The organism is Cupriavidus necator (assembly GCF_040578825.1).
Taxonomy (GTDB): domain Bacteria; phylum Pseudomonadota; class Gammaproteobacteria; order Burkholderiales; family Burkholderiaceae; genus Cupriavidus; species Cupriavidus necator_E.
Genome location: NZ_JBEFLI010000062.1, coordinates 18968 through 44430, shown reverse-complemented (window position 1 = coordinate 44430; position 25463 = coordinate 18968). Strand labels below are relative to the sequence as shown.

20 protein-coding genes are annotated in these 25463 nt (G+C 67.5%); 14 read left to right on the top strand and 6 right to left on the bottom strand.

The window, feature by feature from the left end; translation table 11 throughout:
* The first annotated feature begins 46 nt into the window (after positions 1-46).
* Both AB1I47_RS25355 and AB1I47_RS25350 read left to right on the top strand, forming a co-directional pair.
* Complete coding sequence (locus tag AB1I47_RS25355; protein WP_354686465.1) at positions 47-748, top strand: cytochrome c biogenesis CcdA family protein; 702 nt, start codon at positions 47-49, stop codon at positions 746-748.
* A gap of 3 nt (positions 749-751) precedes the next feature.
* Positions 752-1279 carry a thioredoxin family protein gene (locus AB1I47_RS25350; RefSeq protein WP_354686460.1) on the top strand — a complete coding sequence of 176 codons (528 nt, stop codon included), beginning with the start codon at positions 752-754 and terminating at the stop codon, positions 1277-1279.
* A 332-nt stretch (positions 1280-1611) separates the two neighbouring features.
* Here the strand turns inward: AB1I47_RS25350 and AB1I47_RS25345 are convergent, their stop codons facing one another.
* The 3 genes from AB1I47_RS25345 to AB1I47_RS25335 all read right to left on the bottom strand — a co-directional run bounded on the left by AB1I47_RS25345 (position 1612) and on the right by AB1I47_RS25335 (position 5683).
* Positions 1612-4179, bottom strand: coding sequence for a fimbria/pilus outer membrane usher protein (locus tag AB1I47_RS25345; protein WP_354686459.1), 2568 nt, complete (start codon positions 4177-4179; stop codon positions 1612-1614).
* A gap of 115 nt (positions 4180-4294) precedes the next feature.
* Complete coding sequence (locus AB1I47_RS25340; protein ID WP_354686458.1) at positions 4295-5053, bottom strand: fimbria/pilus periplasmic chaperone; 759 nt, start codon at positions 5051-5053, stop codon at positions 4295-4297.
* A 90-nt stretch (positions 5054-5143) separates the two neighbouring features.
* Positions 5144-5683, bottom strand: a complete 540-nt coding sequence (locus AB1I47_RS25335) for a fimbrial protein (protein ID WP_354686457.1) — start codon at positions 5681-5683, stop codon at positions 5144-5146.
* A 701-nt stretch (positions 5684-6384) separates the two neighbouring features.
* Between AB1I47_RS25335 and AB1I47_RS25330 the strand changes: the two genes are divergently transcribed.
* The 4 genes from AB1I47_RS25330 (at position 6385) to AB1I47_RS25315 (ending at position 13919) form a co-directional block, all read left to right on the top strand.
* The gene (locus AB1I47_RS25330; protein WP_354686456.1) at positions 6385-7575 is read left to right on the top strand and encodes an EAL domain-containing response regulator; all 1191 of its coding nucleotides are present in this window, start codon (positions 6385-6387) and stop codon (positions 7573-7575) included.
* A gap of 286 nt (positions 7576-7861) precedes the next feature.
* On the top strand, positions 7862-8602 hold the full coding sequence (gene aqpZ / locus AB1I47_RS25325) for an aquaporin Z (RefSeq protein ID WP_354686455.1): 741 nt from the start codon (positions 7862-7864) through the stop codon (positions 8600-8602).
* 382 nt (positions 8603-8984) lie between these two features.
* Positions 8985-13229, top strand: coding sequence for an ATP-binding protein (locus AB1I47_RS25320; RefSeq protein WP_354686454.1), 4245 nt, complete (start codon positions 8985-8987; stop codon positions 13227-13229).
* Between the two features lie 48 nt (positions 13230-13277).
* Positions 13278-13919, top strand: coding sequence for a response regulator transcription factor (locus tag AB1I47_RS25315; RefSeq protein ID WP_354686453.1), 642 nt, complete (start codon positions 13278-13280; stop codon positions 13917-13919).
* A gap of 37 nt (positions 13920-13956) precedes the next feature.
* On the opposite strand, the gene AB1I47_RS25310 is transcribed toward AB1I47_RS25315, so the two are convergent.
* Entirely contained in the window at positions 13957-14538 is a 582-nt protein-coding gene (locus tag AB1I47_RS25310) for a M23 family metallopeptidase (RefSeq protein ID WP_354686452.1), read from the bottom strand.
* 160 nt (positions 14539-14698) lie between these two features.
* On the opposite strand from AB1I47_RS25310, the gene AB1I47_RS25305 reads away from it, so the two are divergent.
* Positions 14699-15010, top strand: coding sequence for a TFIIB-type zinc ribbon-containing protein (locus AB1I47_RS25305; protein WP_354686451.1), 312 nt, complete (start codon positions 14699-14701; stop codon positions 15008-15010).
* A gap of 220 nt (positions 15011-15230) precedes the next feature.
* Here AB1I47_RS25305 and AB1I47_RS25300 read toward each other — a convergent pair whose 3' ends face one another.
* Positions 15231-16904, bottom strand: a complete 1674-nt coding sequence (locus AB1I47_RS25300) for a hypothetical protein (RefSeq protein WP_354686450.1) — start codon at positions 16902-16904, stop codon at positions 15231-15233.
* A 178-nt stretch (positions 16905-17082) separates the two neighbouring features.
* Here AB1I47_RS25300 and blaOXA point away from each other — a divergent pair, with 178 nt between their 5' ends.
* Positions 17083-17922: an OXA-1206 family carbapenem-hydrolyzing class D beta-lactamase gene (gene blaOXA, locus AB1I47_RS25295; protein WP_354686449.1), complete on the top strand. Its 840-nt coding sequence runs from the start codon at positions 17083-17085 to the stop codon at positions 17920-17922.
* 3 nt (positions 17923-17925) lie between these two features.
* Positions 17926-18252 carry a hypothetical protein gene (locus AB1I47_RS25290; RefSeq protein WP_354686448.1) on the top strand — a complete coding sequence of 109 codons (327 nt, stop codon included), beginning with the start codon at positions 17926-17928 and terminating at the stop codon, positions 18250-18252.
* Positions 18253-18350: 98 nt separating this feature from the next.
* Here the strand turns inward: AB1I47_RS25290 and AB1I47_RS25285 are convergent, their stop codons facing one another.
* Positions 18351-18695 (bottom strand): hypothetical protein, encoded by a 345-nt coding sequence (locus AB1I47_RS25285; RefSeq protein WP_354686447.1) that lies wholly within the window; start codon positions 18693-18695, stop codon positions 18351-18353.
* Positions 18696-18894: 199 nt separating this feature from the next.
* Between AB1I47_RS25285 and AB1I47_RS25280 the strand changes: the two genes are divergently transcribed.
* The 5 genes from AB1I47_RS25280 to zwf all read left to right on the top strand — a co-directional run bounded on the left by AB1I47_RS25280 (position 18895) and on the right by zwf (position 25460).
* Complete coding sequence (locus AB1I47_RS25280; RefSeq protein WP_354686446.1) at positions 18895-20163, top strand: ROK family protein; 1269 nt, start codon at positions 18895-18897, stop codon at positions 20161-20163.
* 4 nt (positions 20164-20167) lie between these two features.
* Positions 20168-21739 carry a sugar ABC transporter ATP-binding protein gene (locus AB1I47_RS25275; protein WP_354686464.1) on the top strand — a complete coding sequence of 524 codons (1572 nt, stop codon included), beginning with the start codon at positions 20168-20170 and terminating at the stop codon, positions 21737-21739.
* A 156-nt stretch (positions 21740-21895) separates the two neighbouring features.
* Entirely contained in the window at positions 21896-22924 is a 1029-nt protein-coding gene (locus AB1I47_RS25270; protein WP_354686445.1) for an ABC transporter permease subunit, read from the top strand.
* Positions 22925-22997: 73 nt separating this feature from the next.
* A complete protein-coding gene (locus tag AB1I47_RS25265; protein WP_354686463.1) occupies positions 22998-23924 on the top strand; it encodes an ABC transporter substrate-binding protein in 927 nt (308 codons plus the stop codon).
* 39 nt (positions 23925-23963) lie between these two features.
* Complete coding sequence (zwf, locus tag AB1I47_RS25260) at positions 23964-25460, top strand: glucose-6-phosphate dehydrogenase (protein WP_354686444.1); 1497 nt, start codon at positions 23964-23966, stop codon at positions 25458-25460.
* Positions 25461-25463: the final 3 nt, after the last annotated feature.

Below are 25463 nucleotides of genomic sequence, written 5' to 3'. Positions count from 1 at the left end.
GCCCTCCCCCCATTCCCAAGGCGGCACCAACGCCCCGGGGACGCCCATGCTTGACGTCTTCCTTGCCTTCCTGGCCGGCGTGCTGACCATTGCCTCGCCCTGCGTGCTGCCGGTATTGCCGATGCTGCTCAGCGGCTCGCTCGGCGAATCCAGCCGGCTGCGCCCGCTGGCGATCGCGCTGGGCTTTGTCACGGCGTTTTCAGCGCTGGGCATTGTCTTCGGCGCGCTGTCGAGCGCCTTTGTCGATGCCCACAACGTGATCCGCAATGCCGCCATCGTGTTCCTGCTGGTAACCGGCCTGACACGGATCTGGCCCGCCGGCTTCGAGCGGCTGATGACGCCGTTCGGCGGCGTGGTCGACCGCGTGGCCGGCATCGGTGCCCGTTCCGGCAACGGCGTGGCCGGCGGCTTTGTGTTGGGCATGACGCTGGGCGTGGTCTGGACGCCGTGCGCCGGGCCGGTGCTGGCGTCGATCCTGGCGCTGGTGGCCAAGGCGCAGGACCTGCAGCGCGCGGGCGCCCTGCTGGCGGTATTTGCCGCCGGCGCTGCCATCCCGATGCTGGCGATCGCCTATGGCGGCCAGTTCGCCACCACCCATGTACGCCGCGTCGCGCGCTACACCCCGCGGCTGCAGCAAGCGTTTGGCGTGCTGGTGGTCGTGACCGCCATCGCCATGTACTACCAGTACGACGCCCTGGCCGTCGCCTGGCTGACCTCTGTCTTTCCTGCCACCCTGACCGGAGCCTGAACCATGCACCGCATCCTTCGCACCCTGCTGGCCACCACGGCCATCGTCGCCGCCACCCATGCCGCCGCCGCGACTCCCGCCTCCGCCGACTATGGCAAGGCGCCCGAGTTCACCGGCATCGAGAAGTGGCTGAACTCTGAACCGCTGACTGTCGCGGGCCAACGCGGCAAGGTCGTGCTGGTCGATTTCTGGACCTACACCTGCATCAACTGCATCCGCACGCTACCGCACGTCAAGCAGTGGTACGACAAATACCGCGACAAGGGGCTGGTGGTGGTTGGCGTACACACCCCCGAGTTCCCGTTCGAGAAGTCCACCGCCAACGTGCAGGCGGCGATCAAGCGCTTCGACATCCGCTACCCGGTAGCGCAGGACAACGCCTATGCCACCTGGAACGCCTGGCGCAACCAGTACTGGCCGGCGCTGTACCTGATCGATGCCAACGGCACCGTGGTCTACAAGCACTTCGGCGAAGGCAACTACGCGGAAACGGAGGCCGCGATCCAGAAGGCGCTGGCCGCGCGCAAATAAGCTTCGCGCACGTCACGCAAAAGGGCAAAGGGCCGCTACTGGTAATCCATGGTGAAGGTCAGCGACGTGTTGGCCGAACCGGCCACGAGCGGGTTGCCGGTCTGATGCCGGTGGGGCAGTTGTTCACGGAAATCTTGAACGAGGTGGATGCCGTGGTGCTGCCGATGCCGGTGAACTCGCTGCGCTGGTGCGTGCCCAGGTCGACCGTGACGTCGGGCGTCGTGCATGCGAGCTGCCTGAACACCGGGAATCAGCGACCTTACTGAGACGATGTAGAACCATGTTCACTCCTTTCATTGTTCCGGGAGACCTGTCCCGGTAACACCTTTCCCTCAGCGGCAGCCTGCATCCATGATCTGGTACTGCACAGGGGCTTTCGGGTCGGCCTTGGGCAGCGCATAGTCCAGCCCGCATGTCTCGGACGCCTGCTTGCCCCACGTCACCGTCAACTGGCCCTCATCGTTCTTCAGGCCGCGCACGATGATGCGGCCGCCTTGCGCCACGGTACCGACGGTATTGCCTTGCGCATCTGTCACTTCCGCGCCGAACGGAAGCGCCTTGCCATCCGCGCCAGTGGCACGCAGGATCGCCGCGCGGCCGGGGTTGGCGGTTTCGAACTTCATCCGGACGATGGCGCCCGCGGTCGGCGCAATATGTTGCTGCGTGGATTTCAGCTCGACGCTCATCGGCAGGCCCTTGGGATCGATCTCGACCTGGTTGGAGGCAAACGGGGTGAGCGTCGGCACGATCGCATGGCCCCACGGATCGACCCGCAGGCCGCTGGCGTTGGCGACGCGCGCGCCCGCGGCATCCCTGGCTTCGACAATCGCCATGGTGTCGCCAATCGTGGGCGTGAAGGCCACCCCGCCGGCGTAGGCCACCATGCCGCCGCTGATGCCGAGCGACGCCTGCGTGTAGTTGCGCCCTGTGCTGGCGCTGCCGGTCAGCGTGGCGACCGGCGAGATATAACCCGCATTCACGCCGATGCTGCCCGCGCTGGCGGCGTCGCCGCCGGTGGTGTAGCCGGCGTTCAGGCCGTAGGTGAAGGCATTGTCCACACCGAGCGCGCCGGTGACGGATTCCTGGACTGCAGTGCCGCCGCGCGTATCGTGGGACAGGCTGGTCATCGAATATGGCGCATGCGGGCCGGTTCCCAGCGGGATGCCGACGGTAAACATCACCCGCGTGTCCCACCTGCCCGTGGTGATGTTGAACTGGCGCGAGGCCGACACGCCGTAGTTGAGGCGCCGGTAGCTGTTGTTGTAGCCCGCCTGGAACTGCGTATCCCTGCCGCCACGGTTCCAGTAATCCTGGGTCGAGCCGGTAAGGTAGAACGAGCCGTATCCGCGCGGCAACGCCTGGTTGATCGTCACCTGCAGCCGTCCGCGCTGGATGCCGTTCATGGCAAAGGCCAGGCCGCGGTCTTCCAGGTCCATCAGCGCGACGGCGTCGGCCAGGCTCAGGAAGCCGCTGCTGGAGTAGCGGTACGCGGCCAGCGTCAGGTTGGTGTTGGTCGGCGTCAGCAGCTTGCTGTACGACAGCCGCGCGCTTTGCCCGTCGCGGGTGACACTGTTGGCCAGCCGTGTTGACGCGTGGGTCACGTCGGCACCGAAGGCGCCGTAATCCGTGTTGAGCGCCACACCCGCGACGGCCGACCAGTAGTTCTCCGCCGCGGTAAAGCCGCCGTAGCCGGTAATCAGGTTGTTGAAACCGTGCTGCATGGTGGCTTGCAGCAGGATCGGATGGCGGTGCACGGACGTGTTGCGGTACTGGCCGGCGGTCACGCTGTACCGGGTCACGCCGGGCCGCAGCGAGTTGACCGCCGCCGCGTACGGCGTCCCGGACACATGTACGCTGCCGTCGGCCTCGGTCACGATCACTTCAAGATCGCCGCCGTAGCCGGTCGGATACAGGTCGTTGATCTCGAACGCACCCGGTGCGACGGTGGTTTCGTAGATGATGTTGCCGTTCTGGCGAATCTGCACGCGCGCATTACTGTTGGCAATGCCATGGATGGTCGGCGCATAGCCGCGCTGCGATTCCGGCAGCATGCGGTCGTCCGTGGACAACTGCACGCCGCGGAAGCCCACGCTGTCGAACATGATGCCTTCGGTGAAGGCATCGCCGATGGTGAACTGGCTCTTCAGCGGCGTGATGGCGCGCTGCAGGCTGGTCTGCACGCTCTGGTAATGGGTGCCCACCTGCTCGTTATGGGTCAGGTTGCCAAGATGGCGAAAGCGCCAGGCGCCCACGTTGAAACCGGCATTGAGCCCGAGATAGCTCTGCGTGCTCGACGCGCCCTGCATGTCGGTGTGATAGACGTTGGCGTTGTACTGCAGCCGGGCGGCGGTCACGCCGTCGTCCCAGTACTTGGGATCGACATACCCGCGCGCCTGGCGCGACATGGCGATCTGCGGCACGGTAATGTCCAGGCGCTGCTCACTGTTGTCGAAGCTGGCCGTGGCGTCCTTGACCAGTTCCGGCAGCGGCGCGCAGGCGTTCTCGTTCTCCAGCCGCTCGGCGGCGCCGGGCTGGAGCTTGTCGAGGTCCACGCCGATGCGCTCCAGCAGCGCGCGGTTGAAGCACGGCTGCACGTTGCGTGGGTCGCCGCCCACCTGGCGCAGCTTCACCTCGCCGCGGCCCAGCCACATCTGGTTGGCATAGAGGTCTGCGCGGTAATCCCCCGCCAGCGCGGGGTTGCCCTTGTTGAAGCGGCTGATATCGATCTTGCCGGCGCCCGGCTGCTGCAGGAAGGTGTCGTTGAATTCCACCTCGGCCACCAGGGTGGAACCGGCGCCGGGGGTTGCGGCCCACGCGCCGGCGCCGGCAAACAGCGACAATATCACCGCGCTTGCAGGCCGCAGCCGGGAGGGGAAGTGAGGACTCTTCTTCGTTTTCATTGCTGTCAGTGCCAGACTGCCGGCAGTTCGCGGGCAAGACTTGCCCCTGCCGCTGCCACGGCATACGTCAAGAGGGAAAGGGATCAGGGAGTTGGCCGGGCCAGCCGGCCCGGGACTAGCGAGGAATCTGCGCGCCCAGCGCTGCCTCGCCCTTGACCGCGCCGCCATAGTCATTGATGGCGTGGTAATGCACCTTGGCATCGGGCCCTGGCACGGCATCGCCGGTCAGCGGAAAGACGCGGGTCTCGCCCGGCGAAACCATGCCGCCCTCTTCGAATCTGGCGCTCTTGCCGCCACCGGACACGTCCACGCCAGCAAAGGAGACGTAATACGACGTGGGGTTGCGCGCCTCGATCCCGGGCTTGCCGTCCGCGCGGGTCAGGCGCCAGACGATCCTCGCCGGCGCGTCCTCGGCGCTGTCCTTCAGGCCCGCCGGGCGGAAAAACAGCTTGATGCGGCTGCGGAAAGCCAGTTGCAGCTTGTTGGCACCGGCATCGTCAGCGGCCGGCTTGGGCGGAATCTCGAGCACGTTGAGCCAGAACACGGTTTCCTTGTCCTGGGGCAGCGGCTCGCCGGTATAGATAATGCGTAGCGTCTGGCCTTTGCCGGGATCGATACGGGCCACCGGAGGCGTCACCGTGAACGGCACGTCGATCGACGCGGGCGCGGACTTCGGGTCGCCCTTGTCAAGCCAGACCTGCGTCAGCGCGGGCGACTTGCCCTCGTTGGTCAGCTTGATGGTGGTTTCCGTGTCCGTGGCGTTGTAGATGACCCGGGTGCCCGCGATCACCACCGAGGCATTGGCCTGCATCGCACCTGCCAGGCCAAGCACGATAAGGCCGGCGGCGATGAAGGATTTGAGGGTCGAATTCATGAGTTCTGCGGGATGGATGGGAGGGACCGGCCGCCTTGCAAACGAGGCCGCGGAGCGTGCCGGTAACGCGCTCCGCGGCTGTGCACAGCCTTACTGGTACGCGATGGTGTACATCACCCTGGAGTTGGCCTCGCCGGGGGTCGCAGCGGCGGTAGCCACGTATTCAGCGTAATACGACAGGGTTGCGTTGCCACCACTGATGGAGAACGTCTTGAACTGCTGCGATGCATCGGCAAAGCCTGCCTTGATGTACGTGAAGTTATCGTTCAGCAAGCGGATCTGCACGTTGCTGGCACCGCCGGCGTCGAGGATCAGGTTGCCGGTGGCAGCGTCGGTGGTCGGGCCCGCCTCGAAGAAGGTGTGGACCGTACCGCTCTCCGGCGTGCAGTTCGTCAGCGCGATCTTGAACGGCGTGCGGCCGGCACTCGCGCCCGCTTGATTCAGGGTCCCGACCGAGACCGTCGGCAGCGTCACGGTGAAGTCACTGGAGCCCGAGCCATTGCCGTTGATCGTACAGGTCTGGGGCGTGATCAGGCCCTTAAAGTTGATAAGGCCGTCCGTGGCGTGTGCGAACTGCGCGCTCATGGCGGTGCCGGCAACGATCAGTGCAGCGAGAAGCTTGATTTTCATGATGCAGTTTTCAAATAAGTGGTGACAAAAGAGCGTTCCCGGATTCCGGGAAATGCTTCCTGGTCCTGCCGATCAGCGCGACGCCTTATGTATGCGACGACACCCGATCCGCCCGGGACAGCTGTACGATAACGGCGCAGTCGTCATGCCGTTATCGGACTAATCCTAGAATTACAGTGCGATGATTTCCTTGTTGGCGGCAACAGGCGTCGCGCTTGTCCGCCGCCGGCCATGCGATAGCCGGCAGCGCGGCGTTTGCACGCGATGCCGGCGCGGCGAGGTTCGCCCTCTACATTCATTCAGATGCATTGACAACCAGGGGAATCTCATTTGCCGCAACCTGCGGCTTCCGGAGCTCGCCCATTGATTGCGCGGCGCTGCGCTGAAAAACACCGGCAGACATTGATGCCGATTATCGGAATATTCCGATAATGGTAGAGAGAGCGCTCAATTGGCTTGCGGGTCAACCATTGCCAAACGATATGGCGCAGCCTCTGCCGCCGCAAGAGCCAATGCCGTGGATTCGGACTAATCCGATATTTGGAAGGCGAAAGCAAACATATCTTCTTAAGGAAGTCAACGCGGCGTGGGAACCCGATGCCAGCAAGCGCGGCCCCGTTCCTGTCGCGGGCTTGCTGGTTGCGCGGTACGCCGTGTCTGTCGCAACCATCGGTTCCACCAATTCCCGGGAAGCCCCCTGAATGACAACGAACGTGCTCGTCCTGCTCCATCACGCGATGGAGCGCGCTTATGCGGTGAAAGTCCTGCAACGTGCCGCCGGCATCCGCTGCGAGGCGGTCGACGATATCGAGGGCGTGCTGCAGCGCACCGCTACCTCGGACTGGGACGTTGTGCTGTGCGGCGTATCGCTGAAGGATGCCGATATCGTCCGGCTGATCAACGCCCTTTCCGAGCGCAGCGAGCCACCCGACCTGATCCTGACCACGCCCGACGACCCGGCGCTGCTGACCGCCGCCATGCGCGTGGCGCACCGCCGTGGCGTCAGGGTCCGTGGCTACGTGCGCGGGCCGATGAACGGCCTGGCACTGAAGGGGCTGCTGGGGGACAAGGTGTCCGCGCCGATGCCGCGTGCGCCGACGCATGCCGATTCGTCGCCATGCGACGCCAGCATTGACACCCTCTTCGACATCGGCCAGGCCGAGGTCTGGTACCTGCCACAGGCATGCGCGACCCACCTTGCGGATATCGCAGCAGCGCAAGCCGTGCTCATGTGGCCCGATCCCATGCACGGCAAGCGCGCGGCGCCGCGCCAGCACGCAGGTGACACCGGCGCCGACACCGCCGTCAAACTGATCCGCCACGTGCTCGGGCATGCTTCACGCGCGCTAGGCCTCTGGCGAGAGCACGGTTTCCATCCGTCCATCTCCTGTCCGTTCCCGCTCGCATTGCTGGAACTGGACCACTGCGCGGAGTTGGTGACCGACGCGTTGCAGGAATGCGGCCTGCATCCGCGCGACCTGACGTTCGAGCTTGACCTGTCCGGCGGCCGCCGCGATGTGTCCGGGCTCGCCCCTGCACTATTGCAGCTGCGCCTGCAGGATCTTGAGTTTGCGGTGTCCTGCGGCAACGACGGCGCAACCTTCGCCACGCTGGTTAACCTGCCCGTCAGCGAACTGAAACTGACCTCCGACCTGCTCGACGGGGTGGCCTTCGACCCGTACGTCCAGCAAATGGTGGCAGGCGTGGTGAACCTGGCCAAGGGCCTCGATATGCGGGTGGTGGCAACCGCGGTCAGCCAGCTGGCCGATTTCACCATCCTGCGCGACCTGGGCTGCGACTTCATGCAAGGGCCGCTGGTGGGCGCGGCGCAGACGGCGGCCGGGCTGGTGGGCCAGTTGCAGCCACGGCCGGACGACACGCTCCAGACGTGACCTTGCCGCGATGAGATCTACGGCGCCTGCTCGGAGCGCGGGGCACCTCACGCGCGCCGTTCCACGCGCCCTTCCGCAAGCGAAACAGGCATACTGGCATCTCGCTGCCGACGCTTCACCGGGCACGGCATCCCCTTCCGGATGCACCTGCTACGCACGCCGGTAACGCTTTATCGGGCACCTATTCGGAATATTCCTACCCAGCGCCGTTAACCCCCTTCCTAATATGTCGAGATGCGTGCGCGCCGGCTTCGTGCGTGTCCGTGTCTCACATCCTCACCCATTCATGTCCTTGTTTCACAAGTTGTTCGCCGAGGGCCTTGGCGCGTTCTGGCTGACCCTCGCGGGCTGCGGTTCGGCGGTCATGGCGGCCACGATTCCGGAAGGCGGCATCGGCATCGTTGGCGTCTCGCTCGCCTTCGGGCTTGCCGCGCTGACCATGGCTTATGCCGTGGGACCGGTTTCCGGCGCGCACCTGAATCCCGCGGTGACGCTTGGGCTGGCCGTCGCCGGCCGCTTTTCGTGGCGATACGTGCTGCCTTACATGCTGGTGCAGGTCGTTGGCGCAACGATTGGGGCATGGCTGCTGTCGATGATCGCCAGTGGCCTGCCGGGCTTCGATATCGAGCGCAGCACGCTTGCCGCGAATGGTTATGCGGAGCATTCCCCTTACGGCTATTCGCTGCTCGCCTGCTTTGCCTGCGAGGTGGTGACGACCTTTGCCTTCGTCGGCATCGTGCTGGCCGCGACGCGACGTCCGGACGGGCTGCAGACCGCGCCGATCGTGATCGGGGTGGCGCTGACGCTGGTTCACCTGGTGTCGATGCCGGTGACCAATACCTCGGTCAACCCGGCGCGCTCGACCGCGCCGGCGCTGATGGTGCAGGGGTGGGCGCTGAGCCAGTTGTGGCTGTTCTGGGTCGCGCCGCTGCTGGGGGCGGTGCTCGCCGGACGGATGACGGCGTGGCTGTGCGGCGGCGCGCCGGATTCCCATGCCGCACCAGTCAACGCCGCACCCGACACATAGCGCCCGGCGCGGCGCTAACGGCACGCCAGGGCGCTGCGGCGCCGGTTTTTGCAAGGCGGTGGCACGGTCACCGCCTTTGCTATTTGAGCGGCCGCAGAAACAAATCAATGCGATGCATGCATAGTCAATTAAAAGAACTGAAGTTGGTGCGATGCGCCCTGCCCCGCCTGTCGTGGGCAGCGGCGAACCAGAACAGGCGGACATGTCGGGAAATCAATCACCGGGTCAACGGGACGGGAAGCAAGCCCGGAAGCTGCGCGCCGTGGTATGGCTGGGACTGCTCTGCGCGCTATCCATGCCGTGGGCGCGTTCGGGGGCGCCGGCTTCCGCTCCGGCCTACAGCCTGTCGCCATCGGGCGCTTCACTGAACGCCTCCGGCGGCATGCCCCGTGTCGCCGTCGTCGGTGTCACCACCGGCGAGCTGATGCCGGTCGAGGGCGCCAGGGACGGCCAGATCACCGGCTTTGGCGGCGACCTGCTCAACGGCCTGCTGGCCGGGACGCGGGTGCGGCTGCAGGTGCGCGAATTCCGCGACCACAACACCCTGCTGGCCGCGGCCTGCGCCGGCAGGATCGACCTGATTCTCAGTGCCATTCCCAGTCCGCGGCATGAACACTGCCTGCGTTATTCTGCGCCGTACCTGGAGCGCAGCCTGGCGCTGGTGGCACCGCGCGGCAACGCCCAGGCGACACAGCGCGACTTTATCGACCGCGCCCGGATCGTGGTGGAAGCCGGCTCGGCGTGGCTCGAAGAGGCTCTGGCCGAGCATGCCGGGATGACGCTGCTGCAGGCGGATTCGGTGGCCAGCGCGCTCGACAAGGTGAGCGCCGGGCAGGCCGACGGCTATGTCGGCCTGCGCTTCGTGGTGCACCGGCTGCTGGAGCAGCCGCGCTTCGCCGGCCTGCAAAGCATGCGGCTGGTCAATACGCGCGCGGCCGCACTGCACTTTGCCGGCCCGACCAAAAGCGCCGCGCTGATTGCCGAGCTGGACCGGCGGCTGGCCGCGTTGCCCAACGTGTCACTGGAATTGCTGCGCGACCGCTGGCTGCGCGCCGACAGCGCGCCGTCACGCGACGCGTTCGCGCTGTCGGCGGACGAGGCGCGGGCGCTGTCGGGCCGCGGCGCGATCCGCTATACCGTGGCCACGCCGCTGCCACCTTATGCCTTCCGGCTACGCTCCGACGAAGTCGGCGGCATCACGGTCGACTATATGCGTTACCTGGGCCGGCGTTTCGGCGTGCCGGTGCAGTACGTGCCCACGCAGGGAATCGATGAGGCCTTGAGCAGCGCCGCCGCAGGGGTGGTCGATATCGTTGCCAGCAGCTCGCAAGACTTGCTGGCACCGGCGCCGCTGACGCTGGTGGACAGCTTTGATTCGTCGCCGATGGTGATCGTGATCCCGGCGTCGGCGCCCTACGTGGCGGGGCTCGCCGGCCTGGCCGGCAAGCGCATCGCCATCGCCCGCGATGACCCGATGGCGGCGACCGTCATCGACCGCCTGCCGCCTTCGGTCCACGTGCAGGCCCGCACCGTGCACGAGGCGCTGGACATGGTGCGCGGCGCCCGCGCCGACGCCACCATCGGCAACCTGACCACCATGGACGCGCTGCTGCGCAGCGATTACGCGGGCGAGCTGCGCGTGGCCGGGCTGGCGAACATGACCGCGAATGCCGTGCTGTGGGCGGCGCCGCACACGGTGGCGCTGCTGCCGGCGATGCGGCGGGCGCTGGCGATGATGCCGGAGATCGAGCGGCTGCGCATCCGCAACCGATGGAACGCCGCCAACTACCAGTTCCACACGCCCTGGCGCGCGATCGTGCGGCGGGCCTGGCCGCTGCTCCTGCTCAGCGTGGTGGCGCTGGCGGCGCTGGCGCTGAACTACACGCGCCTGCGCCGCGAGGTCAGGCTGCGGATCCACGCGCAGACGCGGCTCAAGCAGCAGCTCGCGATCAAGAACGCGCTGCTGGGTGCGCTGCCCTACCCCGTCGCGGCCAGGGACGCCGCCCAGCGCTATATGGAGATCAACGCCGCGTTCGAAGCCCTGTGCGGCTTCAAGCGCGACGACATCGTCGGCCGCCCGGCGGATCCGCGCATCACCGGCCAGTCGGTGGAGCTGATGGAGACGGTGAACGAGCTCTGCCGCCGCGCCGTCGCCACCATGGAGCCCAACCACGCGCAGGTGGAGATCCGCGACGCCGGCGGCAGCCTGCGCCGCATCATCTACTGGGCCAATCCCTTTCGCGACGGCGACGGCAATGCCGGTGGCGTGATCACGACCATGGTCGACATCACCGAGATCTACGAGGCGCAGAAACGTGCGCGTATCCTGGAGCGGCGGCTGCAGGACGTCACCAGCAGCCTGCCGGCGATCGTCTACCAGATCCGGCAGCCGCATGACGGCGGCACGCCGACCTTCACCTACGCCGCAGGCGATACCGACTCATCGCTCGGCATCACGCCGAAGGAACTGCTGAAGAGCCCGGCCACGCTCAGCCGCTTCATGCATCCCGACGACCTGGCCCAGGTCCGTGCGGCGCTGATGCAGCCGCCCTCCTCCTCGCCCATCGACATCGAGGTTCGCCTGCAGGGGCGGCACGGCCTGCGCTGGGCCAGCGTGCGCTCGGTCGGTCGCAGCGAGGACCACGCCACGCTGTGGAGCGGCGTGGTCGCCGACGTGACCGACCAGCACCAGCAGGCCGCCGCACTGGCAAAGGCCAAGGACGCGGCCGAAGCCGCGCTGCGCGCCAAGGAGAGCTTCCTGGCGATGATGAGCCATGAGATCCGCACGCCGCTGAACGGCGTGCTGGGCCTGATCGAGGTGCTGCTGGCCACGCCGCTGGAGTCCGAGCAGCAGCGCGTACTGTCGCTGGCGCAGGAGTCCGGCCAGGCGCTGGCCCAGATCCTCGACGACGTGCTGGACTACGCGCGCATCGAAGCGGGCCGCCTGGCGATCCTGCCGGCGCCGATGGACCTGCGCGAGCTGTCCGACAGCGTGCTCGGGCTGCTGGCGCCGCAGGCCCACACCAAGGACCTGCACCTGCGCGTGCATATCGACGCCGACGTGCCCGCCACGATCGAGGCCGATGCGATCCGGCTGCGCCAGATCCTGTTCAACCTGCTCGGCAACGCCATCAAGTTCACCGACCACGGCACCGTCACCTTGCGTATCGAAAGCGGCCACGTCGAGGACGATACCGCGCAACTGGTGATCACCGTCACCGATACCGGCATCGGCATCTCCCCGGAAAACCTGCAGCGCCTGTTCGCGCCCTTTGTGCAGAGCGAGCACAGTACCACGCGGCGCTATGGCGGCACCGGGCTGGGGCTGTCGATCTGCAAGCGCCTGGCCGACCTGATGGGCGGCGAGCTGTCGATGCGCAGCGAGCCGGGTGAAGGCACCGTGGTGTCGTTACGGGTGCGCTGCCCGGTGGTGTGCGAGCGCTATGATTTGCCTGCCCTGCGCCACCACGGCGCGCTGATCGCGGTCAGCGACCACGGGCTTGCCGGCTCGCTGCGCGCGCACGCGCGGGCGGCGGGGCTGCGGCTGCTGTCGCACGTGCCGGCGCGGGAATCCGCGCAAACCTATACCTGCTTCACCGACGGCCTGGCGGCGCCGGCCGGGGTGCAGCCCGCGCGCATCATCCGTGTCACGCGCACGCCGAAGCAACTCGGCTTCCGGGTCACCGCGGGCGTGATCCGGCTGAGCGAGAACCCGCTGCGCTGGGCTGCGTTCCTGGGCGCGGCGCAGGCGTCTCTGGGCGCGCAGGGCGAACCCGCCCAGTGCCCGCGACCGGCGGTCGGCAAGGGCCGTCTTCAGCCAGCAACGCCGGACGGCGCATCCCATGGCAACCGTCTCCATATCCTCGTGGCCGAAGACCATCCCATCAACCGCGAACTGATCCACCAGCAACTGGCGCTGCTGGGCTACGCCTGCACGCTGTGCCACGACGGCGCCGAGGCACTGGCGCGGCTGCAACAAGGGCACTTCGACCTGGTGCTGACCGACTGCCATATGCCGGTGATGGACGGCTTCGACCTGGCGTGCGCCATCCGCGCCAGCGCTGATCCGCGCCTGAGCCGGCTGCCGATTGTCGGCGTCACCGCGACCACGCTGGCGGAAGAGCACCAGCGCTGCTTCGCGGTGGGCATGAACGAATGCGTGCTCAAGCCCACCACGCTGGCGTCGATCCAGCAGGCGCTGTCGCGTGCGCTGGATCACCCCGAAGCCGTGTCCGGCACCATCATCGCCAGCGGCCGGCGGGAGGCGTCGGCTGCCGCCGCACCGCTGCGTTTCAGGCCGGCGCTGGTGTCGCGCGAACAGCTCCGCGGCGCGCTGGGCGAGGCACCCTGGACCGACACCATGCTGGCCACCTGCGTCGCTTCCATCAGCGCCGACCGGGAGGAACTGGCTGCGCTGCTGCAGCAGGCGGCGACCGCGGAGCTGCGCCGATGGTGCCATCGCGCCGGCGGCGCGATGTCGGTGTTCCAGCATCCCGGCATCGACCAGCTCTTCGACCGGTTCAGCGCCATCGTCAAGGCTGGCGACCCGGCACGCACCCGCGCCGCCGGCGGCACCATGCTCGACCTGATGGACCACCTGCTCGCGCTGCTGAGGCAACAAGAATAGGGCCAGGACAAGGCCCGCCATTGCTACAACTTGAAGAGGGAGAAACCGATGCTCATCCGCGTCATGCTTGCCGACGACCATCCGTTGATACTGCTGGGTGTGCGTCAGGTGCTGTCCACCGAACTGGGTATCTCGCTGGTCGGCGAGGCGCACAATGCCGACGAACTGCTCGACCTGCTGGCCACGGTTTGCTGCGACGTGCTGGTGACCGATTTTGCGATGCCGAGCAAGCGCAATGCAGACGGCCTGGCGATGCTCGGCACGATCCGGCGGCGCTTTCCCAATGTGCGCATCGTGGTGCTGACCATGCTGGACAACGCCGCGCTGCTGCAGGGCATGCGCGATGCGGGCGCGCTGGGCCTGCTGAGCAAGCGCGGCGACATGGCGGAACTGCCGGTGGCGATCGTCTCGGCGTTCCAGCACCGGCCGTTCCTCGGCAAATCCGTGCAGCGGGAACTGGATATCCTCGGCATCGCGCGCTCCGCGGCAAGCCCGGCGCAGGTGCTGAGCCCGCGCGAGATCGAGGTGATCCGCCTGTATGTGGGCGGCATGTCGGTGTCCGAGGTGGCGCAGCACCTGCACCGCAGCATCAAGACCATCAGCACCCACAAACACAGCGCGATGGAGAAGCTGGGCATCCGCAGCGATGCCGAGCTTTACCACTATGCGGTGCAGAACGGGCTGGCGTGAGTCCCTTCCGTGCCGTCTGCTGCCGGCACTTGCTTAGTCATGATCCTGCCGGCGCCTGGCCCTTCAGCAGCGGATAAGGATTGATGGCACCGCCCGCGGCGTAGATGCCGTAATGCAGGTGCGGCGGGGTGCCGCGCGCATTGCCGGTGGTGCCGACATAGCCCAGCACCGTGCCCGCCGTGACGATATCCCCCGCACGGATGGCGGCGTAGTCGTCGAGGTGCGCGTAGTAGTGCATCTGCCGGCCCGGGCCCATCACCCACACCACCTTGCCACCCAACCGGTTGGTACCCACGCGCGTGACGATGCCTTCGGTCGCGGAGCGCACCGGCCGGCCGCGCGGCGCGAAGATATCGATGCCTTCGTGCTTGCGGCCGCCGGAGCGCATGCCATGCCAGGTATCGCGCAGCGCCCGCGGTGCGACGCCTTCTACCGGCACCGGCAGCGCGGTCGGCGCCGGACGGGCGGACAGCCGGGCAGCGTAGATCGCGCGTTCGATCCGAGGCTGCAGCCAGGGCCAGGCAGCCCACACGATCGCGGCCAGCGCAACCAGCCACGCCAGCCGCGAGAATGCGCGGGCGTAAGCGGGGGAACGGGTTTCAGGAGGAGAGAGCGGCATATCCGGTTCGACGGTAGCGCGGGCGACAAATTCCGTTCTCTGCCTCGGCGTCGGAGGTGCGTGGGGTCTGCACAGCACTTTGACGGGGCAAATCGCCGAGAACTTAACGCTCGCCGCACAGGTCTTACCTCGACCGTTTTTACTGCAAAGAGGAGAAACCATGGATTGTCCGGTGTGCCCGCAGACGCAACTCGTAATGTCCGAGCGCCAGGGTATCGAGATCGACTATTGCCCCAAGTGCCGCGGCGTATGGCTGGATCGCGGCGAACTCGACAAGATCCTGGAGCGCTCCGCAGCCGCGCCCGCGCCGGCGCCAACGCCGCAGGCCGCGGTGCAAAGCGCGCCGCCGCCACAGCAGCATGGCTGGGGCCATGAGCAGGACCGGCGCCACCATGGCGACCGCGACCGCTATTACGAGCGCGAGCAGAAGCACTATCGCAAGAAGAGCATCTGGCACGAGTTGTTTGATTGAGGTTTGATTGTCGTGGCGTGGCTGGGATGTCCTGCACGCTGCGGGTTTTGTCCCCCGGTCTGTGGTATTTCGAGCGGCATCGTCCTGGGCTGCCACTCGCTCACGAGATCGCGAAAGCACCAGCAGCAAGCGCCCCTCTCCCGCCTGCGGGAGAAGGGACCGGTCTGTGGTGGTTCGAACGGCATCGTTCTGCGCTGCTGCTGGCTCGTGAGCCCCTTGTTCATTCCCTCCTAACTTTGCGCCGCCGCCTTGCCGCCTCCGCCGCGGCATCGCGCAATTCCGGCGGCAGCGTGCGGATCTCCGCAGCAAAGAACGCCCGCTCCGCCGCACGCAGCGACGAGAGTTGCGCAACCAGCCGCTCCACCGCGGCGCAGGCCTTTGCCGTCGCGCCTTGCTCGTGGGTGAGGTACCACGCTGATTCCAGCAACAGGTTCGCCAGCTGCAGCGGCCCCAGGCCGACGTGGCCCGCGTCGTGATCCTCCAGCGCGAAAGCCGCCACCGCGGACCACCGGACGAAACCCTTGGCCGGCGCGAACGGCGCATGGAACGGCCGCAGTGCATCGATGGCATCGGCCACCGAAAGCGGCCGCTGGCGGCGAAACGCTGCCATACTGGCCGCCGCTTGCGCCCCGCCGTGCTCCGCGGTCCCCGCCTGCGGCGCATCCGGTCCGCCACTGCCGCGCGCAATGCGCAGCAGGAAGATCGCATTCCATGCGGTGCCGCCGCCCACGCCGAAGCGGTCGCAGATCCATTCCGATAACCCCAGCCAGCGCATCGCCTGCCGCTGCACCGCACCCGCCGACAGCGTGCGTGCCCGATCAACCAGCCCATGTTGCCAGAACAGCCACAGGCACAGGCCGATATTGGCGGCGGCATGCTGCGCGGCATCGACCGAATCCGCTTCATAGGCCGCCTGCAGCGCACCGGCGAAGGCATCGAGCGCATGCTGCGCGGCCTGTGCCGGCAGCGCGCTGCGCGCAGGCGCGGCGCGCATGGCGTCGGCCTTGTGCAGCAGCGCCTCGAGATTCAGCACCTCAAAACGCAGCCGCGGGTTGTAGCGCACCGCCAGCCCCAGCTCGGCCTCGGCGCGCAGCGCCGCCAGGCCGGCGCGGGCGCCGTCGTTGTCGCCGCGGGTGTAGCGCTCCCACGCGCGCACCACATGCGCCATCGCCGCAAACGTCGGCATGGCCGCGTTGATATCGCCCGCTCGCGCCAGCCGGTCAAAGCGCCGCAGCGCGGCCCGGCTTTGCTCAAGCTGGCCGCAGCGGCGCCACGCCAGGCTTTCCTTGAGCAGGGCCAGCGCCTGCTGGAAGCTGTCGGCAGCGCTGCGCTGCGCGGCATGGAAAGACGCGGCAACGGCGGCGCCGTGCGCGCCGGCATACCCGTCCTGCGCGCTGCGCATGGCCTGGGTGAGCTGGCTCCAGAACGCCATGTCGCGCATCACGTAGCCGACGCCATCGGTCTCGCGTTGCGCTGTGCTTCCGAGCTGCCGTTCGGTGACAAAACCAAGGTGCCGCGCCAGCGTGGCCGGACCCAACGCGCGCCCGTTGGCAATAAAGCGCAGCCGCCGCGCATCCGCGGCCGTGATCCAGAACGGCCCGCGGCTGCGATGCGCGGGGTTGGCCGTGGCGGGATCGCGCCGCGTGTCCACTCCCCACCCGACCGGTACCTGCCAGCGCGCGAAATCGGCAAACGCGCGCGACACCAGCATGCGATGGTTGGCCGCGGCCGGAAACGCATTGCGCACCGCCGACGCCGGCACGCTGCCTTCGCCATTGCGCTGCGCATGCCAGATGCGCGCCAGCAGCCAGACCGACTGGTAGCGGGCCGGCTGGCCATCCACCTTGTAGGGAGCCGACAGGTCGATACGGATCGTGGCGGAGGCTTGTGGCATCGGGTAATCGACCATCGTTGGCGAGCGTGAAGCCGCCATGTTACGCAAGTTACAGCGGCCCGGGTTGGCGTTGCCGCGGCGCTCTCCTATGCTGCGCACCACGGTCCGGGCCCGAGCCGTAAAGAGCAGCGCAATCCCTGCCGGATTGCCGCGCAACGCAACCTGACTCCCCATTGCCATGAACCATCGCATCGCCCGTTTGTTGACACCGGTGGCCGTCGGCCTCGGCCTGCTTGCCTCCACCCTGGCCGCCGTTGCGGCACCCGAAGAAGTTCCGCTGAAGGTCGCCCCGCTGTTCCAGCAGGCCGGCACCGCGGGCACCGTGGTGATCTACGACCTGAAGCGCGATCGCATGCTGACCTACAATCCTCAGCGCGCCGCCACGCAGTACTCGCCAGCCTCGACCTTCAAGATCCTCAACTCGCTGATCGGGCTGGAAACCGGCGCCGTGGCCGATATCGACCATGACAAGCTGCCGTGGGACGGCAAGGTCTGGCTGGTCGGCGGCAAGGCCATCCTGCCCGAGGTCTGCAACGCCGATGTGCCGCTGCGCGTGGCCTTTGCCAACTCCTGCGTGCCCGCCTACCAGACGCTGGCACGGCGCGTGGGCAACGCCGCCTACCAGCGCTACCTGAGCGCCGCCCACTACGGCAATGCCGACAGCTCAGGCCCGGTCGACCGCTTCTGGCTCAATGGCAACCTGAAAATCTCCGCCTACCAGCAGATCGACTTCCTGCAGGGACTGGTGCGGCGCACGCTGCCGTTCTCGCCGGCGACCTTCAGCGCTGTCGACGACATCACCGTGATGGAACGCACCGCGCACTACACGCTGCATGCCAAGACCGGCTGGGCCGATTCCGCGCAGCCCGCGGTGGGCTGGCTGGTCGGCTGGGTCGAGCGCGGCGGCGACAACTACCTGTTCGCGCTCAACCTCGACCTGCTCAAGTCTGAGCATGCCAAGGCGCGGATGGCGATCGCACGTGCCGCGCTAAGGCAGGCGGGGGCGTTGCCGGACTGAGGTGTGTGTCAGCCGGGTAACGACTTCAGGCTTCAGCATTCCTGGCCGTCCGACAGAAATCCCAAACCGGCGCCTGCGCCAGCACCGGATCCGACGCCGAAGCCCAATCCGGCCCCCGTCGGCGAACCACTGCCCGATCTCAGCGCACCCCAACCCGGATCCACCGCCGCGGTCGGCAATGGCAGCGAAGGCCTGTGGGTCGGCAGGTCAACGGCGACACTGATCGACCGCAGCGGCAAGTTCATCAGCACGGCTGCGCTGGGCGTGCTGGGAGGCGCGTTCCAGTTCTCCGGATCGACCTGGACGCTGGGTCCCGGCACCTTTTGGTGATGTCGGCAAGCACCGGCACCGGCGGGTACTTCACGACGCAGATGTCCAGGCAGTAAGCCAAACGGCGGCGGTCCGGTCCTCTGCGACGGCTCCCGCCGCTACGCCTTGCCTGCGAGCTGCCGCAGCAGCTTCTGCACGATCTCCTCGTGCAACGTCAGCGCCGCTTCAAGCGTCGGCGCGCCGAAGCTCTGGTTCTCCTGTTCGCCCATCCCCGTGACGCGCGTGACAAACAACGGCGGATCCCGCGGCTCGGCCTGCGCCACGCCGCGAAAGCGCGTCGTCACCATGCCGCCGCTGTCCTCAAGCAGCGTGCGGCGGAATACCGCGTCATTCTCCGCCATCCAGTGCGACCATTCCTCGCGGCCGGCGGCCTGGACCGGCCGGTTCTTGTTGTCGAGGATGTAGAAGCGACTCCAGTTGCCGGGTTCGTCTCGGGCTTTCATGGCGGCTCCCAGCCGGAAGTTCTTGCCCTTACAAGCTAGCCGCCTGCTTCGCGGCAGGCAAGGCGCGCCATGTGCCGGATGAGTCATAAGGGTTTTCCCGTGGTTGAGTTCTGCGTCCCGGTATCATTTAATTCAACGTGAATTAATTAATACCGATCACGCCGTGACAGGGCTGGCCGGACACAAGGACGGAGACAAGATGACCGCATCCAAAGCGGGCCGTGGCGTAAATTCCGCCAGCCTGCGCCTGTACAACGAACGCGCGCTGTTGCTGGCGCTGCGTCGTGCCGGCGAGGCGTCGAAAGCCGACCTGGCGCGGATGGCACAGCTCACCAATACCGCGGTCGGCAGCATCGTGCAGACTCTGGCCGAGGAAGGCCTGGTCGAGCAATCCGGCCGCCGCACCGAAGGCCAGCGCGGCCAGCCCGCCAGCCTGATCCGGCTGCAGCCCAAAGGCGCCTTCGGCATCGGCGTGCGGCTGGACCGGGGCAGCATCGAGGTGGTGATGGTGGACTTTGCCGGCCATATCCTGGCCAGCCGCGCGCACCAGCTGGTACTGCCCCACCCCGACCAGGCGCTGGAAATGGTCCGGCACGACATCGCCGAGATGCGCAAGCTGCTCAGCGCCACCGAACAGAAGCGGCTGCTGGGCGTTGGCGTGGCGCAGCCGTACAACCTTGGCGCGTGGCTGCGCGAGCTGGATGTGCAGGGCGAAGCCTTCCAGGCGAGCTTCCGCGCCTGGGACCAGGCGGACTTCCCCGCGATGCTCAACGCCGCCACCGGCCTGCCGGTCTTCAGCGAGAACGACGGCACCGCCGCCGCGGTGGCCGAGCTGTTCTACGGCCGCCACCATGCGCAGCACTTCCTCTACGTGTTCCTCGGCCCGGCCATCGGCGGCGGCGTGGTGCTCAACGGCGACTGCGTGCGCGGCGTGTCGGGCAATGCGGGCGATATCGCGATGATGCCGGTGCCGCCGAGCACCCTCGCTTCCGCCCCGGGCGTCCCGGGCAACGGCAAGCGGCGCGACATCCTGCTGTCGCGCGCCTCGCTCAATGCACTGACGCGGCACCTGCGCCACCACGGCGTGGTGGTCAACGGGCACGCTGACCTGCAGCGCCAGGTCGAGCTGGGCCACCCGGGCGTCGAAGAGTGGATCGACGACTGCGTCGATGCGCTGGCCCCGGCGCTGCAAGCCGCGCTGGCGGTGCTCGACGTGCCGCTGGTGATCTTCGATGCGGATATCGACGGCGGCCTGGTGCCGGCGCTGATCGCCCGCCTGCAACAGGCGCTGGACGAAGGCGCGCCCGAAGCGCGCGCGCCCGCCACCGTGGTGCGTGGCTGCTTTGGCGCCAATGCCGGCGCGGTCGGCGCCGCATCGCTGCCGATGTTCATGAATTTCTCGCCGCGCGCCGAATTGCTGCGCGGTGCGTCCGCCATCATTCCGGAGGCCAGCCATGCCATTGTCTGAAGCCATGGGGGCAACGCCCCTGCCGCCGCGCCTGCATGCCACGCATGCAAGCGGTCCTGCTCCGCTGCTTGAACTGCGCAATATCTCCAAGACTTTCCCGGGCGTAAAGGCGCTCAGCAACGTGCAGCTGACCGTCTACGCCGGCGAGGTCCATGCGCTGATGGGCGAGAACGGCGCCGGCAAATCCACGCTGATGAAGATCCTGTCCGGCGCCTATATCGCCGACGGCGGCGGCGAATGCCGCATCGCCGGCCACGCGGTGGAGATCGACGGCCCGGCCACGGCGCGCGCGCACGGAGTGGCGGTGATCTACCAGGAGCTGAGCCTGGCGCCCAACCTGAGCGTGGCCGAGAACATCTACCTGGGCCGCCACCTGCACCGCCGGGGCATGGTCGACCGCGCCGCGATGGCGCGCGGCTGCGAGGCCACGCTGGCACGGCTGGGCGCGGATTTCACGCCGCAGACGCCGGTGCATACGTTGTCGATCGCGCAGCGCCAGCTGGTGGAGATCGCCCGTGCGGTGCATTTCGAGACCCGCATCCTGGTGATGGACGAGCCCACCACGCCGCTGTCGACGCGCGAGACCGACCGCCTGTTCGCGCTGATCCGCCAGCTTCGCGCCGAAGGGATGGCAATCATCTACATCAGCCACCGCATGGCCGAGATCGACGAACTGGCCGACCGCGTCACCGTGCTGCGCGACGGCTGCTTTGTCGGCACGCTGGCGCGCGAGCAACTGACGCAGGCGGCGCTGGTCAAGATGATGGTCGGGCGCGACCTGTCCGGCTTCTACACCCGCACCCATGGCGAAGTCGAGCCCGGCGAAATCATGCTGTCGGTGCGCAATATGTCCGATGGCCGCCGGGTGCGCGCGTGCGGCTTCGACCTGCGCGCCGGCGAGGTGCTGGGGCTGGCGGGGCTGGTGGGTGCCGGCCGTACCGAACTGGCGCGGCTGATTTTTGGCGCCGATGCACGCACCGATGGCGCGGTCTTTGTCGCCGGCACGCCGCTGGCAGTTACCAACCCACGCCAGGCGATCGATGCCGGCATCGCCTACCTGACCGAGGACCGCAAGCTGCAGGGCCTGTTCCTGGACCAGAGCGTGCACGAGAACATCAACCTGATCGTGGCCGCGCGCGATGCGCTGCGCGGTGGGCGGCTTAACCGCGCCAGCGCGCGGCAGCGCACGACGGAGGCGATCCGCTCGCTGGGCATTCGCGTTGCGCATCCGCACGTCAACGTGGGCTCGCTGTCAGGCGGCAACCAGCAGAAGGTAATGCTGTCGCGGCTGCTGGAAACCCGGCCGCGCGTGCTGATCCTGGATGAGCCGACGCGCGGCGTGGATATCGGGGCCAAGGCGGAGATCTATCGGCTGATCAATGAGCTGGCGCGTTCCGGGGTGGCGGTGCTGCTGATTTCCAGCGAGTTGCCGGAGGTGGTCGGCTTGTGTGACCGCGTGCTGGTGATGCGTGAAGGCGAGCTGGTTGGCGAGGTGCCGGGGAGTGCCGATGCCGCGGCGATGCAGGAGCAGATTATCGCGCTTGCTACCGGGGCTGGGCAGCCGACGCTGCACTGATTGGTATCGGAAACGCGAAACGCGAAACGCAAACGCAACCGCCAACCCGAAGACAAACCCTAAGGCCAAACCCAACACCCGCCCCACACAAAACCGCCTGGCAACACAAATCCAATCGGCCGACACAGGCCCGACCTTCAGCGATCAGGAGACACCATGCGCAATCCCCTCCATCCCGTAACCCACGCGGCCGCGGCAGCGCCTGCCACGCGCCCTGCCCTGGCCGGCACCAATGGCCGCGCCTCTACGCAGGAACGCCTGCGCGCCCTCGGCATGCTGCCGATACTGGTCCTGCTCTGCCTTGGCTTCACGCTGCTGACCGAGAACTTCGCCAGCCTGCAGAACCTGTCGATCATCGCGCAGCAGGCCTCGATCAATCTGGTGCTGGCCGCGGGCATGACCTTCGTGATCCTGACCGGCGGCATCGACCTGTCGGTCGGATCGATCCTGTCCGTGTCCGCCGTCGTGGCGATGCTGGTGTCACTGATGCCGCAGCTCGCGGCGCTGAGTGTGCCGGCGGCGCTGCTGTGCGGGCTGTTGTTCGGCCTCATCAACGGCGCGCTGATCGCCTTTTTGAAGCTGCCGCCCTTTATCGTCACGCTCGGCAGCCTGACCGCGGTGCGCGGCCTGGCGCGGCTGGTGGGCCATGACAGCACGGTCTACAACCCGGATATCGGCTTTGCCTTCATCGGCAACGGCGACTTGTTCGGCGTGCCGTGGCTGGTGGTGATCGCCTTTGCCGTGGTGGCGGTGTCGTGGGTGGTGCTGCGCCGCACGGTGCTGGGCCTGCAGATCTACGCGGTCGGCGGCAATGCCGAAGCCGCGCGGCTGTCGGGCATCAAGGTATGGGTGGTGCTGCTGTTCGTCTATGCGGTGTCGGGGCTGCTGTCGGGCCTGGGTGGCGTGATGTCGGCGTCGCGGCTGTATGCGGCCAACGGGCTGCAGCTTGGGCAGTCGTATGAGCTCGATGCAATTGCCGCGGTGATCCTGGGCGGCACCAGCTTTGTCGGCGGCGTGGGCTCGATCGCGGGCACGCTGGTGGGCGCGCTGATCATCGCGGTGCTGTCCAACGGGCTGATCCTGCTGGGCGTATCGGATATCTGGCAGTACATCATCAAGGGCCTGGTGATCATCGGCGCGGTCGCGCTCGACCGCTATCGCCAGAAGGGCTCGGCTCGCACCTGACATGCAACCGGACAGGAGAGAGATCGTGATCCAACCCATGCTCAAGGCCCTGACGGCCGGCGCCCTCGCCCTGATGTGCGCGCTCCCCGCCGCGGCCCAGACGCCCGCGCAGCCCGCGGCACCCGCCCCGCAACGCCAGCTCAAGAAAGTCGGCGTCACGCTGGGATCGCTCGGCAACCCGTACTTCGTCGCGCTGGCGCGCGGCGCCGAGGCTGCGGCCAAACAGGTCAACCCCGAAGCCAAGGTGACCGTGCTGTCGGCGGACTATGACCTCAACAAGCAGTTCACGCATATCGACAGCTTTATCGTCGCCAAGGCCGACCTGATCCTGATCAACGCCGCCGATGCGCGCGCGATCGAACCGGCGGTACGCAAGGCGCGCAAGGCCGGCATCGTGGTGGTCGCGGTCGACGTCGCCGCCGCCGGCGCCGATGCCACCGTGCAGACCGACAACACCCAGGCCGGCGAGCTGGCGTGCGGCTTTATTGCCGAGCAGCTCAAGGGTCGCGGCAACGTGATCATCCAGAACGGCCCGCCGGTGTCGGCGGTGCTCGACCGCGTCAGGGGCTGCAAGACCGTGCTGGCGCGGCATCCGCAGATCCGCATCCTGTCCGACGACCAGGATGCCAAGGGCTCGCGCGAAGGCGGACTGAACGTGATGCAGCTTTACCTGACCCGCTTCCCGAAAGTGGACGCCGTCTTCACCATCAACGATCCGCAGGCCGTCGGCGCCGACCTCGCCGCACGCCAGCTCAACCGCCGCGGCATCCTGATCGCTTCGGTCGATGGCGCGCCCGATATCGAGGCCGCGCTCAAGACCGATACGCTGGTGCAGGCGTCGGCCAGCCAGGACCCGTGGGCCATCGCGCGTACCGCAGTGGAGCTTGGCGTCGGCATGATGAACGGCCAGCGCCCCGCCAACCCCACCGTGCTGCTGCCATCGACGCTGGTGACGCGCGCCAATGTCGGCCAATACAAAGGCTGGGCCACGCCGCGCTGAAGGCATGGCCCGCCCCCTCCACCCTTCTGCTTCCCTGACATGATGCATAGCCATCCCCCCGGCGCCGCGGTTCCCGAACCCGCCCCGGAATTCGATTTCGTACTGTTCGGTGCCACCGGCGACCTGGCGCGGCGCAAGCTGCTGCCGGCGCTGTTCGATGCGCACGCCGCCGGTTCGCTGCATCCGCGCGGGCGCATCCTGGCGCTGGGCAGCCAGCCGCTGGCGCATGACGCCTACCTGGCAATGCTCAACGATGAAGTGCTGCCGGCGCTGGCGGGCAATGCCGCGGCGTCTGCCTGGCAGAGCTTCCTTGACCGCATCGTCTATCTGCAGGTCGATGCCAATGCCGATGCCGGCTTCGATGCGCTGGCCGAACTGGTCAACGCGCGCGCGGCACAGGTGGTGGTGTGCTACCTCGCCACCGCGCCGCACCTGTTCGTCAGGATCTGCGAGCAACTGGCGCGCGTGGGCCTGGCCGGCGAGCGCAGCCGCGTGGTGCTGGAGAAACCGCTCGGCCACGACCTGGCCTCGTCCGAGGCGATCAACGCCGAAGTGGCACGCCACTTTGCCGAGGACCGCATCTACCGCATCGACCATTACCTGGGCAAGGAGTCGGTGCAGAACCTGATGGCGGTGCGCTTCGGCAACGTGCTGTTCGAACCGCTGTGGCGGCGCGAATGGGTGCGGCAGGTGCAGATCACGATCGCCGAAGAACTGGGCGTCGAGCGCCGCGGCAATTTCTACGACGGCATCGGCGCGCTGCGGGACATGGTGCAGAACCACCTGCTGCAGCTTCTCTGCATGGTGGCAATGGAACCGCCGACCAGCCTGTCGGAAGACGCCATCCGCGATGAGAAGCTCAAGATCCTGAAGGCACTGCGTCCGATCCGCCCCGAAGACGTCGCCGAGAAAGTGGTACGCGGCCAGTATTGCCGTGGTGCCGCCGGCGGCGATCCGGTGCCTGGCTATTCGAGCGAACCCGGCATCGGCGCCGACAGCCGCACCGAAACCTTCGTCGCCATCCGCGCCGAGATCGCCAACTGGCGCTGGGCCGGCGTGCCGTTCTACCTGCGCACGGGCAAGCGCATGCAGTCGCGCGTGGCGGAGATCGTGATCCACTTCCACGACGTGCCCTATCCGCTGTTCCCGCATCCGCTGGGCGCGACGCCCGGCAACCGGCTGGTAATCACGCTGCAGCCGGAGGAGAGCATCCGGCTGTATTTCCTGACCAAGCAGCCGGGCGATACGCAGGCGCTGCTGCCGGCATCGCTTGATTTGCAGCTCACCAGCGCCGCGCCGCGCGTGCGCCGCGTGGGCGCCTACGAACGGCTGCTGCTCGACGTGATCCGCGGCCGGCTGGGCCTGTTCGTGCGGCGCGACGAGCAGGTGCAGGCATGGCGCTGGGTCGCGCCGATCCTGAAGGCGTGGGAGAACACCACCGCGCCGCCCAAGCCTTACACCGCCGGCACCTGGGGTCCGGCCGCATCCAGTGCCCTGCTGTCGCGCGATGGCATGGCCTGGCATGAAGAGATGTAGTCC

Coding starts and splice junctions, on each gene's coding strand:
- AB1I47_RS25355 (WP_354686465.1), top strand. CDS start 47: ATGCTTGACGTCTTCCTTGCCTTCCTGGCCGGCGTGCTGACCATTGCC.
- AB1I47_RS25350 (WP_354686460.1), top strand. CDS start 752: ATGCACCGCATCCTTCGCACCCTGCTGGCCACCACGGCCATCGTCGCC.
- AB1I47_RS25345 (WP_354686459.1), bottom strand. CDS start 4,179: ATGAAAACGAAGAAGAGTCCTCACTTCCCCTCCCGGCTGCGGCCTGCA.
- AB1I47_RS25340 (WP_354686458.1), bottom strand. CDS start 5,053: ATGAATTCGACCCTCAAATCCTTCATCGCCGCCGGCCTTATCGTGCTT.
- AB1I47_RS25335 (WP_354686457.1), bottom strand. CDS start 5,683: ATGAAAATCAAGCTTCTCGCTGCACTGATCGTTGCCGGCACCGCCATG.
- AB1I47_RS25330 (WP_354686456.1), top strand. CDS start 6,385: ATGACAACGAACGTGCTCGTCCTGCTCCATCACGCGATGGAGCGCGCT.
- aqpZ (WP_354686455.1), top strand. CDS start 7,862: ATGTCCTTGTTTCACAAGTTGTTCGCCGAGGGCCTTGGCGCGTTCTGG.
- AB1I47_RS25320 (WP_354686454.1), top strand. CDS start 8,985: ATGCCCCGTGTCGCCGTCGTCGGTGTCACCACCGGCGAGCTGATGCCG.
- AB1I47_RS25315 (WP_354686453.1), top strand. CDS start 13,278: ATGCTCATCCGCGTCATGCTTGCCGACGACCATCCGTTGATACTGCTG.
- AB1I47_RS25310 (WP_354686452.1), bottom strand. CDS start 14,538: ATGCCGCTCTCTCCTCCTGAAACCCGTTCCCCCGCTTACGCCCGCGCA.
- AB1I47_RS25305 (WP_354686451.1), top strand. CDS start 14,699: ATGGATTGTCCGGTGTGCCCGCAGACGCAACTCGTAATGTCCGAGCGC.
- AB1I47_RS25300 (WP_354686450.1), bottom strand. CDS start 16,904: ATGCCACAAGCCTCCGCCACGATCCGTATCGACCTGTCGGCTCCCTAC.
- blaOXA (WP_354686449.1), top strand. CDS start 17,083: ATGAACCATCGCATCGCCCGTTTGTTGACACCGGTGGCCGTCGGCCTC.
- AB1I47_RS25285 (WP_354686447.1), bottom strand. CDS start 18,695: ATGAAAGCCCGAGACGAACCCGGCAACTGGAGTCGCTTCTACATCCTC.
- AB1I47_RS25280 (WP_354686446.1), top strand. CDS start 18,895: ATGACCGCATCCAAAGCGGGCCGTGGCGTAAATTCCGCCAGCCTGCGC.
- AB1I47_RS25275 (WP_354686464.1), top strand. CDS start 20,168: ATGGGGGCAACGCCCCTGCCGCCGCGCCTGCATGCCACGCATGCAAGC.
- AB1I47_RS25270 (WP_354686445.1), top strand. CDS start 21,896: ATGCGCAATCCCCTCCATCCCGTAACCCACGCGGCCGCGGCAGCGCCT.
- AB1I47_RS25265 (WP_354686463.1), top strand. CDS start 22,998: ATGTGCGCGCTCCCCGCCGCGGCCCAGACGCCCGCGCAGCCCGCGGCA.
- zwf (WP_354686444.1), top strand. CDS start 23,964: ATGATGCATAGCCATCCCCCCGGCGCCGCGGTTCCCGAACCCGCCCCG.